Source organism: Anaerosporobacter sp., assembly GCF_965301125.1.
The window spans coordinates 13,261-24,984 of sequence record NZ_CBDLAM010000012.1; the positions used below are offsets into that span (position 1 = coordinate 13,261).

The 11,724-nt window shown below is 33.2% G+C and carries 10 protein-coding genes; all 10 read left to right on the forward strand.

The annotated features are described in order from the left end of the window. The first annotated feature begins 129 nt into the window (after positions 1-129). Positions 130-1,356, forward strand: a complete 1,227-nt coding sequence (gene ftsZ / locus ACW2QF_RS02390) for a cell division protein FtsZ (RefSeq protein WP_455714393.1) — start codon at positions 130-132, stop codon at positions 1,354-1,356. A gap of 395 nt (positions 1,357-1,751) precedes the next feature. Then, the gene (locus ACW2QF_RS02395) at positions 1,752-2,645 is read left to right on the forward strand and encodes a sigma-E processing peptidase SpoIIGA (RefSeq protein ID WP_455714394.1); all 894 of its coding nucleotides are present in this window, start codon (positions 1,752-1,754) and stop codon (positions 2,643-2,645) included. A 15-nt stretch (positions 2,646-2,660) separates the two neighbouring features. Beyond that, complete coding sequence (sigE, locus tag ACW2QF_RS02400; RefSeq protein WP_455714395.1) at positions 2,661-3,401, forward strand: RNA polymerase sporulation sigma factor SigE; 741 nt, start codon at positions 2,661-2,663, stop codon at positions 3,399-3,401. 134 nt (positions 3,402-3,535) lie between these two features. Continuing rightward, a complete protein-coding gene (gene sigG / locus ACW2QF_RS02405; RefSeq protein ID WP_455714396.1) occupies positions 3,536-4,321 on the forward strand; it encodes an RNA polymerase sporulation sigma factor SigG in 786 nt (261 codons plus the stop codon). A gap of 34 nt (positions 4,322-4,355) precedes the next feature. Beyond that, positions 4,356-4,616 carry a YlmC/YmxH family sporulation protein gene (locus ACW2QF_RS02410; protein WP_455714397.1) on the forward strand — a complete coding sequence of 87 codons (261 nt, stop codon included), beginning with the start codon at positions 4,356-4,358 and terminating at the stop codon, positions 4,614-4,616. An 80-nt stretch (positions 4,617-4,696) separates the two neighbouring features. After that, a complete protein-coding gene (gene nrdR, locus ACW2QF_RS02415) occupies positions 4,697-5,158 on the forward strand; it encodes a transcriptional regulator NrdR (RefSeq protein WP_455714398.1) in 462 nt (153 codons plus the stop codon). Between the two features lie 114 nt (positions 5,159-5,272). After that, a complete protein-coding gene (locus ACW2QF_RS02420; protein WP_455714399.1) occupies positions 5,273-6,811 on the forward strand; it encodes a YifB family Mg chelatase-like AAA ATPase in 1,539 nt (512 codons plus the stop codon). Beyond that, on the forward strand, positions 6,812-7,945 hold the full coding sequence (gene dprA / locus ACW2QF_RS02425) for a DNA-processing protein DprA (RefSeq protein ID WP_455714400.1): 1,134 nt from the start codon (positions 6,812-6,814) through the stop codon (positions 7,943-7,945). It abuts the gene before it with no gap. A gap of 272 nt (positions 7,946-8,217) precedes the next feature. Beyond that, positions 8,218-10,317 (forward strand): type I DNA topoisomerase, encoded by a 2,100-nt coding sequence (topA, locus tag ACW2QF_RS02430; protein ID WP_455714401.1) that lies wholly within the window; start codon positions 8,218-8,220, stop codon positions 10,315-10,317. A 305-nt stretch (positions 10,318-10,622) separates the two neighbouring features. Further along, positions 10,623-11,396, forward strand: coding sequence for a GTP-sensing pleiotropic transcriptional regulator CodY (gene codY / locus ACW2QF_RS02435; RefSeq protein WP_455714402.1), 774 nt, complete (start codon positions 10,623-10,625; stop codon positions 11,394-11,396). The last annotated feature ends 328 nt before the right edge of the window (positions 11,397-11,724 follow it).

Here is an 11,724-nt window from a genome sequence, read left to right on the forward strand (position 1 = left end):
ATAATTTATCATTTTTAATAATTATTGAAACTGGAAAAAGCAAGCTTTTTCTCGGGAGTAAAATTACAAAATCATTTCGGAGAGTGATTTTGTTTATAAAATTGATATAAGTAAAAAGGAGGAAGTACCTTGCTTGAAATAAGAACTAACGAATCTGATTCAACTGCCAAAATACTTGTCATTGGAGTTGGCGGGGCAGGCAATAATGCTGTTAATCGAATGATAGAAGAAAACATTAAAGGAGTAGAGTTTATCTGTGTCAATACAGATAACCAACATTTGAAAACTTGTAAAGCGCCTACATGTTTGCAAATTGGTGAAAAGCTTACAAAAGGGCTTGGTGCAGGTGCGCAACCTGAAGTAGGAGCAAAAGCGGCGGAAGAAAACAGGGAAGACCTAACAGAAATCGTAAAAGGTGCAGACATGGTTTTCGTTACTTGTGGAATGGGTGGCGGAACAGGTACTGGCGCAGCTCCTGTAGTAGCACAAATTGCAAAAGATCTAGGAATACTTACCGTTGGTATTGTTACAAAACCTTTTAAATTCGAAGCAAAAGCAAGAATGAACAATGCTATATCTGGAATTGAACGTTTGAAAGAAAACGTTGATACATTAATCGTTATCCCAAATGATAAATTACTTGAAATTGTAGATCGTAGAACAACAATGCCTGATGCACTAAGAAAAGCAGATGAAGTGCTACAACAAGGTGTACAAGGTATTACTGACCTAATTAACGTACCTGGCTTAATCAATCTTGATTTTGCTGATGTGCAGACAGTTATGAAGAACAAGGGAGTTGCTCATATTGGTATTGGTGTAGGACACGGAGATGATAAGTGTGTAGAAGCTGTTAAGCAAGCAATTACAAGTCCGTTATTAGAGACTACAATTGAAGGAGCTTCACATGTTATTATTAATATTTCTGGTGATATCAGTTTAATTGAAGCTAATGAAGCTGCAACATACGTACAAGAGCTAGCTGGTGAAAGTGCAAATATTATCTTTGGTGCTATGTATGATGAATCAGCACCAGATCAATGTACAATTACAGTAATAGCAACAGGACTAGAAGAGGCATCTCAGAAAGAACCTGTAAAGGCTCCTTCCTTCATTAATCAAGGGATGAATCGTCAGTCAACACAACAAGCACCAAAGTTTGGAACAGGATTAAATAGTGGGACAAGTAGTAACTCAAGTCTATTCTCAAGACCTGCATCTACAACATCTACGCCAGCAGCACAATCACAAACAGCAGCTGCAAAACCTGTACAGACATTTTCAAAACCAGTATCACAAGATACGGATCATGATGGTATTAAAATACCTGAATTTTTAAAGAAGAACCGTAAATAATTATAAAAAACAATTCCAATAAGCTGTATGAATATGGTGAACATGTAATGTATGTCATATCCAATCAACTTCTTGGAATTATTTTTTTATTGGTGTGAGAATGCTTTTAATTTAAAATCTTTCATAAATCTATAAGCAACTGTTTATTTAGACTTAATTATTAGCATAATTCATGCGACAGCAGTTTTTTTCTTTTGTTTTTTCTCTAAATAGTAAAGTATATGTATTCTTGACCTACATTCTGTAGGATTCTGTATTACTTTGATGAAAAGTAACTGGAAAATAAACCCAATTTATGACAAAAAGAATAAAGTGAATAAGTTATAATGAATTTACTGAGTGTGTGTGGTCCACATTGTATCGGTATTAGATAAGCTTAGAGGTGGGGGTGAACATTGAAACTAGAGGTTTACATTGACTTAGTCTTTGGAGTAAATCTGATTATGGATTACTTACTTCTAGCAATGATGCAAAAACTCGTTAAGAAGAATAGTAAAAATGGTAGAAAATTATTGGCAGCAATACTAGGCGGTTTGGGAGCTTGTTTTAGTATTATGGTACCAATATTTCGATCGGGTATTCTTATGATACTATTTGGATTTTTATTGGCAAGTTGCATGCTTAAAATCACGTTTCGTTATGAAACGGTAAAAGCTCTTGTAAGAGATGTTTTAATATATTATGCGATCACCTTTTTAGTTGGTGGTATATTGAATTATTTATATTATTATACAAGCGCTGGATATTATATTACTGAGTTTTTAAGAATATTGCCATCAAAAACTTTAAATTTTTGCTATTTAATTATTTTTTTTGTAATTGCGAGAGGTTTTATCCATCTTGTAAAGCGAATTTTATTACAAATGAAGGCAAATGAGGAGTTATTTTATAATGTAGAATTAGTATTTGGTGAAAAAAAGATAACTTGCAAAGGATTATTAGATACCGGAAATAATCTTAGAGAACCCCTATCGAAGAAACCAGTTATTATTGCAGATATTGATGGAGTGAAAGAAATATTACCAGATGAATTGATAGACTTTGCTAAAGATTATATGGGAGATGTTAATCAAACAGATATGGATCAATACGCAATAAGAATTAAATGGATTCCCTACCATGCTGTAGGTACTGACCAAGGGATTTTGCCAGGAATTGTATTCGATGAAGTAAATGTTCTTAGAGAAGATGAGGTAGTACATAATCCTAATATAACAGTTGCAATTTATCAAGGTAAATTAACGGTGGATGACAATTATCATATTATATTACATAAGGAATTATTATAACGGGAGGAATGAAGCATGTTGTTAAAGGTATCAATACCGAATAAATTTCAATTTAGGGTAATACCGGATTTTAAAAACGTGATTTTTAAACAAAGAGGTGAGATTCATTATATTGGAGGAGCAGAAATTTTACCAGCGCCCCTTGATACAGAAAGTGAATCTGATATTATTTCCAAGTTGGGAACCGACGATGATGCAAAAGCGAAGTCTATATTAGTGGAACATAATTTGCGTTTAGTTGTGTACATAGCGAAAAAGTTTGATAATACGGGTGTTGGTGTCGAAGATTTAATTTCAATTGGTACAATTGGTTTGATAAAGGCAATCAATACATTTAAGCCAGATAAGAATATTAAGTTAGCAACCTATGCTTCTAGGTGTATAGAGAATGAAATTCTGATGTATCTTCGTAGAAACAATAAGACTAAGTTAGAAGTGTCTATTGATGAGCCGCTTAATGTGGACTGGGATGGGAACGAGTTATTATTATCCGACATATTAGGAACAGATGAGGATATTATCTATAAGAATATTGAAGATGAAGTAGACCGAAAACTCTTGAATAAAGCACTTGCAAAGTTAAGTGAAAGAGAGCGAGTTATTGTTCAATTACGATTTGGGTTAAATTCAAAAGATGGTGCAGAAAAGACGCAAAAAGAAGTGGCTGATTTACTTGGAATCTCACAATCGTACATATCAAGGCTAGAGAAGAAAATAATGAAACGTCTAAAAAAAGAAATCGTGAGATTAGAATAGAATGTAACGATTTGAATAAAACTGAATAAAATATATTATGGTAAAAAGTAGCAAAAAATGAAAAATATAATAAGTATAAAGTTCCATTAATTAGCACATCATTTATGTATATATATGATGTGGAGGTTAATCAAATGGCTCTTTACAAAGTTGAAATATGTGGTGTTAATACAGCGAAATTACCTTTACTTAAGAATGATGAGAAAAAGGAACTCTTTGAACGTATACTTAAAGGCGATAAAGAAGCTAGAGACCTGTATATTAGAGGGAATCTTAGACTTGTGCTTAGTATTATTCAGAGATTTTCTAACAGCAATGAGAATGTAGATGACTTATTTCAAATTGGTTGCATCGGTCTTATGAAAGCGATAGATAACTTCGATATAACACAAAATGTAAAGTTTAGTACCTATGCAGTCCCTATGATTATTGGGGAGATTCGTAGATATCTTAGAGATAATAATAGCATTCGTGTTAGTAGATCCTTACGTGACACAGCTTACAAAGCAATCTACACCAAGGAAGCTTTGATGAAGAAGAATGATAAAGAGCCAACCGTATGTGAGATTGCCAATGAAATTGGAATAAGCAAAGAAGATATTGTTTTTGCTTTGGACGCAATTCAAAGTCCAGTTTCATTATATGAACCGGTTTATTCAGAGGGTGGAGATGCTCTCTATATTATGGATCAAATAAGTGATAATAAGAACAAAGAAGAAAACTGGATTGAAGAAATTGCTTTAAAAGAAGCGATGGATAAATTGTCCGATAGAGAAAATAATATTATAAAGTTAAGATTCTTTCAAGGGAAAACCCAGATGGAAGTAGCAAATGAGATAAGTATATCTCAAGCGCAAGTTTCGAGATTAGAAAAATCAGCACTTAAGAATATGAAGAATTATTTAATGGGAAAACAATAGAAAGGCTATAAATAAATTCGAAGGGGCGATATGCTTGCGTTTTTGTGAATTGAAAGAGAAGGAGGTCATCAACTGTAGAAACGGACAGAGATTAGGATTTGTATGTGATCTTGATTTTGATACATGTACCGCTAAGATACGATGTTTGATAGTGCCAGGCCCGTGTAAAATCTGGGGCATACTTGGTAGAGAAAGTGAATTTATTATTGACATCTCGTGCGTCAAACAAATAGGAGAAGATGTTATTCTGGTAGATATTGATGAAGAAAAGTGCCTTGTGGGTTGCAAATTCTAATAGAATATGAAAAGTTCTTGACATAACCCAATCAATTACTATAATTAAAGTAAGAAAATGTGTAATTGAGGGGGAACCTTATGAAGTGTCCATTTTGTGGCGAAGATAATACTAGAGTTATCGATTCTAGACCAGCCGACGATAATTGTTCCATTCGTAGAAGACGTCAATGTGATCAATGTAGAAAACGTTTTACAACGTATGAAAAGATAGAAGTAATTCCATTAGTAGTAATAAAGAAAGACATGAACCGAGAGCCTTACAATCGTTCGAAGATTGAAGCTGGAGTATTTCGTTCCTGTCATAAAAGACCGATTTCGGTAAATAGTATTACAGCTGTGGTAGATGACATTGAAAACACTATTTTTAACTTGGATAAGAATGAGATTAATAGTAATTTAATCGGCGAAATTGTAATGGATAAATTAAAAGAATTAGATCCTGTAGCGTATGTAAGATTTGCTTCTATATATAGAGAGTTCAAGGATGTTAATACATTCATGGATGAACTTAAGAAGATTCTAGATAATCAAGGTGAATAATGAAAGAAACATTAAGACTATCAAGTGAATAATTATTACTTGATAGTCTTTTTTATCTATGCTATAGTGTAAATATATGGTTCTTTAAGTCTTGAAGAGAGGGAAAGGATCATTATGTTTAGTAAATCATATTGTGCAGCTGTTCATGGAATAGAAGGGTTGCCAGTACAAGTGGAGGCAGATGTAAGTGATGGTCTGCCATGTTTTGATATGGTAGGTTTTCTTGCCTCAGAAGTAAAAGAAGCAAAAGAGCGAGTGCGAATTGCTTTAAAGAATTCGGAATTTCGCCTTCCACCCAAACACATCACAATTAATTTATCACCAGCAGATATCCGAAAGGAAGGAACTGCTTTTGATTTTCCAATCGCAATTGCGATTCTAGCTGCCTCTGGCTATATTCCACAAGAAAATATTAATGATTGTATGTTAATCGGGGAACTAAGCCTGAATGGACATTTACAACGTGTAAATGGCGTACTTCCCATGACATATGCTGCAGCCAAGCATGGTTTTAAGAGATGTTTGGTTCCCATTGATAATGCAAAGGAAGGCGCTGTAGTAAGAGATATTGAAGTGATTGGTATACGGACATTAACCGAAGCGGTAGAATACTTAAATGAAGTTAGAATAATAGAACCCTGTTTCGTTGATGTAGAAGCTATGTTTGAAAATGATATTCATGAAGAATGTGACGACTTCGCTGATCTAATAGGACAGAATATGATGAAAAGAGCAGTTGAGGTTGCAGTAGCAGGAATGCATAATATAACTATCATTGGCCCGCCTGGAGCAGGTAAAACAATGATAGCGAAACGAATTCCCAGTATAATGCCGCAAATGAGCGTAGAAGAAAGTATGGAAATCTCCAAGCTATATAGTATATCTGGGTTGTTGGGAGAAGATAATGTACTAGTACATAATAGACCTTTTCGAGCACCTCATCATACTATTACACCAATTGCATTAATTGGCGGTGGTAGAAATCCTATACCAGGAGAGATTAGTTTGTCTTCTGGCGGAGTATTATTCTTAGATGAACTTCCCGAGTTTCAAACTCGTACATTAGAGGTTATGCGTCAACCTTTAGAAGAACGAATGGTTACCATAAATAGACTTCAAGCAACTTATAAGTATCCAGCTAGTTTTATGTTAGTGACAGCACTAAATCCCTGTAAATGTGGTTATTACCCAGATAGAAGAAAGTGTAACTGTTCAATGCAACAGATAAAGCACTATTTAGGTAAGATCTCAAGGCCATTACTAGACCGCATCGATATCTGTGTGGAAACGACACCTATAGAATATCAAGAGTTAGTAAGCACAGAAAAAGGAGAGTCTTCAAAGGAAATACAAAAAAGAATTCTGAAAGCAAGACAGATACAAAATAAACGCTATTTGAATACAGGAATCTATTACAATTCTATGCTAAATGCAAAACAAGTTAAGAAGTATTGTGAGTTAGGATCTGAAGAAGAGAAGGTAATTGAGAATGCTTTCAATACACTTGATTTAAGTGCTCGTGCCTATCATCGAATTCTTAAGGTAAGCAGAACCATAGCAGATTTATGTGGAGAGGAATCCATACGGAAAGAACATTTATATGAAGCAATCAGTTATCGAAGTCTTGATAAGAAATACTGGGGGGATATATAGATGGAATGTTCAAAGCAAAAATTGCTATGGTATGCATGGTCAAAGAAAGAAGATGTTGGATATAAGGAGACAACAAATTTATTAACTTATTATGGTTCAATAGAAGCAGTGTTAGCTGTTAAGGCTGAAGAAATGCAATCCTTAGAATGGTTATCTGACTCTGCTAAGGTCGCCATATTAGAAGGTATTGATCTTGAAAAAGAATATAATTTATACGAAAAAATGATGAAAAAAGGTATAAATTTTGTTATCCAAGAAGATATAAACTATCCGAAACGACTACTCAGCATGTATGATCCGCCTTGGTTTTTGTATTATGTAGGAGAATTGCCTGAGGATGATTTACCTTCTGTAGCAATAATAGGTGCTAGGGCATGTTCAACATATGGATCAGAGGCGGCACGTAAATTTGCGAAAGAATTAGCTATGAACAAAATACAAATTATAAGTGGGTTGGCTAAGGGAGTTGATGGCTATGCTCATAGAGGAGCGTTAGAAGGGAAAGGAAAGACCTTTGGCGTCATTGGAAGTGGTGTGAATATCTGTTATCCAAGAGAAAACTATCAACTATTCCATGATGTGGAATGCGAAGGAGGTATTCTATCTGAGTATCCACTAGGGTCTCCTGCATTAGCATTTCATTTTCCGGTAAGGAATCGTATCATAGCTGGGCTTTCAGATGGAATATTAGTAGTGGAAGCAAAGGAAAAGAGTGGAACCTTAATAACGGTAGACTGTGGATTGGAACAAGGTAAGGACATCTATGCTTTACCAGGGAAGATTACTGATGAGTTATCTATCGGTTGTAACAGGTTAATACAAAATGGTGCTAAATTAATACAATCAACCAATGATATAGTAGAGGAATTAGTAGAAAGGTATCCTTTTTTAAAACAAAATAAGAAAAAGAGTAAACAAGTATCGATGCTTTTTGAAAATCAAGTAACTGCTGAAGAGAAGCTTGTTCTTATGAAACTCGGGTATGAACCGATACATTTTGAACAGTTGTTGATAAATACTGGATTAAATACCGTAAAATTAATGGAAATTATTTTTATGTTACAGATGAAAGGGTTAATTAAAGAGATAGCTACTCAATACTATATATTACAAACCTTATTTGTGCATTCTTAGTAAGTAATAAACGTATTTTTACTTATGCTAGGTTATATAATATAGTAAAAATGCATAATAATGACGGAATCCAAAATATGGGTATTGAATACGCTCTAAAAATAAAAAAATAATATGCTTGAAACGTAAGAAAAAATAGTGTATGCTAATTTAAGTTTAGACTACGGTAATACAAAATGGGATTTTTGGTATTAACGTTGTATATATCAAAGAGTGAATTGGTAAAGAAGTATGTGTATATAGATTCACTTAATAATTAAAGGAGTGATTATATGCCAAAATATCTCGTGATAGTTGAATCACCTGCTAAGGCAAAGACAATAAAAAAATTTCTTGGTTCTAATTATGAAGTATTGGCTTCTAGTGGTCATGTAAGAGATTTTCCTAAAAGTCAAATGGGTATAGATTTTGAACATGATTATGAACCTAAATATATAACGATTCGTGGTAAAGGTGAATTACTTGCCAAATTAAGAAAAGAAGTTAAGAAAGTAGATAAAGTATATCTGGCAACTGACCCTGACCGCGAAGGAGAAGCAATCTCATGGCATCTAGCAACAGCGTTAAAACTAGATGATACCTTGCCAAATAGAATAACATTTAATGAAATTACTAAGAATGCAATAAAGAATTCATTGAAACAAGCTAGAGCAATAGATATGAATTTAGTTAATTCGCAACAAGCAAGAAGAATGCTAGATCGTATGGTTGGTTATTGTATTAGTCCGTTGCTTTGGCAAAAAGTAAAACGTGGATTAAGTGCAGGTAGAGTACAGTCAGTAGCATTACGAATTATTTGCGATCGTGAAGATGAAATTAATGCTTTCGTACCAAAAGAATACTGGACATTAGAATCTAGTATAAAAGTTGAAGGTGAAAAGAAACCATTAATTGCAAAGTTTTATGGTGATGAAAGTGGCAAGATAGAAATTGAAACTGAAGAACAGATGAACGAGATTTTGAAGAAGTTAGAGAATGCTGAGTACAAGGTTACAGATGTTAAAGTAGGAGAGCGTATTAAGAAAGCTCCACTACCATTCACCACTAGTACAATGCAACAAGAAGCAGCAAAAGTTCTTAATTACTCTACACAAAAGACGATGCGACTTGCTCAACAACTATATGAAGGTGTGGATATCAAAGGGAGTGGAACCATTGGTTTAATCTCTTATTTACGTACAGATTCTACACGTATTTCTGATGAGGCAGATGCAAGTGCAAAAGAATTCATCAAAGAAAATTATAGTGAAAAGTATGTAGCAGCAGAAGATAGTAATAAGAATAGTAATAAGAAGATTCAAGATGCGCATGAAGCAATTCGTCCGACTTATGTAGATATGACTCCAACTAAGATTAAAGAATCTTTAAGTAGAGATCAATTCCGTCTTTATCAATTAATATGGAAGAGATTTGTAGCCTCTCGTATGCAACCAGCCAAATACGAAACAACTTCAGTTAAAATCATGGCTAATGGATATCGATTTACTACCAGTGCATCAAAGTTAGTGTTTGATGGGTACTTATCAGTCTACAATACAGAAGATGATAAGGAGGAAACGAATAAACTTTCTAAATCATTAGATATAGATTCTAAGTTAACACTTATCGAAACGGATAGTAAACAACATTTCACACAACCACCAGCTCATTTTACGGAAGCTTCATTGGTTAAAACATTAGAAGAGTTAGGTATTGGTCGTCCTAGTACCTATGCTCCAACCATTACAACAATCATTGCAAGAAGATATGTTGCCAAAGAAAATAAGAATCTTTATGTAACAGAACTTGGTGAAATTGTAAATAAAATCATGTTAGAGGCGTTTTCTAGTATTGTAGATGTTAACTTTACTGCAAACCTTGAAATGTTACTTGATAGAGTAGAAGATGGTTCAGTTAGCTGGAAAACAGTTGTTAGTAACTTCTATCCTGATTTAGATGAGGCTGTTCAAAATGCTGAAAAGAAATTAGAAAAAATTAATATAGAAGATGAAGTTACTGATGTGGTTTGTGAAGAATGTGGTAGAAACATGGTTATTAAATACGGACCACATGGTAAATTCTTAGCCTGTCCTGGATTTCCAGAGTGTAGAAATACAAAAGCATATTTTGAGAAGATTGGTGTTGCTTGTCCAAAATGCGGAAAAGATGTTGTCATCCGTAAGACTAAAAAAGGTCGTAAGTATTTTGGGTGTGAAGACAATCCAGAATGTGATTTCATGACATGGCAAAAACCAACTAATGAAAAATGCCCTAAATGTGGAACAATCATGGTTGAACGAGGTAATACACTTGTTTGTAGTGAGGAAACTTGTGGACATACACAGCCTAAAGATGTGAATAAAGAACAAAAAGAGGATAATAGTAACAAGTAATACTAAATAATTATTAATTAATACTAATTTTTCATACAAAATCATTATTATTTATAAGATTTCTGTTATAATTGTCAAACATCTATTGTTTTTATTCAAAATGTATGATAAACTTGGTCTATCAAGAAATATTCTGTAAATGGTATATATCAGTACTGTCATCTTCTTTTATGGGGGGTCTATTAAAGAAATATGAGAAGATAGCTTTTATTTGCAGAAAGTTTATATAGTATTTCTATCTAAAAGTAAGTACGTGATGTTAGGTATGTTGAGTTTATGTAACAAAAAGCAGGAGGGCTGACAATATGAGCGTGCAATTATTAGATAAAACAAGAAAAATTAATAAGCTTCTTCACAATAATAATTCTCATAAAGTAGTATTTAATGACATTTGTGATGTGCTTAGTGAGATTCTTGAATCTAACATATTGGTGATAAGTAAAAAGGGTAAAGTACTAGGAATTAAAAATCGCAGTGATATAAGCGAAATCAAAGAACTGATTAAAGATAGTGTAGGCGGTCATATTGATAATCTCTTGAATGAACGTTTGTTAAATGTTCTTTCTACAAAAGAGAATGTGAACCTATTAACACTTGGTTTTGAATTCGACAACATTGATGATTACCAAGCTATGATAACTCCAATTGAAATTGCTGGAGAACGTTTGGGAACATTATTCTTGTATAAGAATAACGCACAATATATTATTGATGATATAATTCTTAGTGAATATGGAACTACCGTTGTTGGGTTGGAGATGATGCGTTCAGTTAATGAAGAAAATGCAGAAGAGCACAGAAAGATTCAAATTGTGAAATCGGCAATTAGTACATTGTCTTTCTCAGAATTAGAAGCGATAACACATATTTTTGAAGAACTAGATGGTAATGAAGGAATTCTTGTAGCAAGTAAAATTGCGGATAGAGTTGGTATAACAAGATCAGTAATTGTTAATGCGCTTCGTAAATTTGAAAGTGCGGGTGTTATTGAATCAAGATCATCTGGTATGAAAGGAACATATATAAAAGTTCTCAATGATGTTGTTTTTGATGAATTAAAGAAATTAAAATATAAATAATTGAAATATAATAATTGAAATAAAAAATGAAAAATAAATAATGGGTAAGGGGTATTCGTAATGTAGTTAGAAGAAATGTTTTACGAATTTGTTTACCGAGAAAAAAGAATTTGCACAAGTTGCGAATTCTTTTTTATTTTAGGTTACAATTTCCTTTGACATTTGGGCATTTTGGCCTATAATATATATTATATGGTTGTTTGGAGTCGAAAAATGGGTTATAATAAATAATAAAATTATTTTTTCGTTAAAATAACACAGTTTTAAAATCTTAATAAAATTAAATTGTCAGATAATATTACAAAAATAGTATAAATTTAATGTCTAT

What these genes read in the sequence shown, in the direction of transcription:
- sigE (WP_455714395.1), top strand. Translation starts at nt 2,661, where the DNA reads ATGTTGTTAAAGGTATCAATACCGAATAAATTTCAATTTAGGGTAATA.
- sigG (WP_455714396.1), top strand. Translation starts at nt 3,536, where the DNA reads ATGGCTCTTTACAAAGTTGAAATATGTGGTGTTAATACAGCGAAATTA.
- nrdR (WP_455714398.1), top strand. Translation starts at nt 4,697, where the DNA reads ATGAAGTGTCCATTTTGTGGCGAAGATAATACTAGAGTTATCGATTCT.
- ACW2QF_RS02420 (WP_455714399.1), top strand. Translation starts at nt 5,273, where the DNA reads ATGTTTAGTAAATCATATTGTGCAGCTGTTCATGGAATAGAAGGGTTG.
- dprA (WP_455714400.1), top strand. Translation starts at nt 6,812, where the DNA reads ATGGAATGTTCAAAGCAAAAATTGCTATGGTATGCATGGTCAAAGAAA.
- topA (WP_455714401.1), top strand. Translation starts at nt 8,218, where the DNA reads ATGCCAAAATATCTCGTGATAGTTGAATCACCTGCTAAGGCAAAGACA.
- codY (WP_455714402.1), top strand. Translation starts at nt 10,623, where the DNA reads ATGAGCGTGCAATTATTAGATAAAACAAGAAAAATTAATAAGCTTCTT.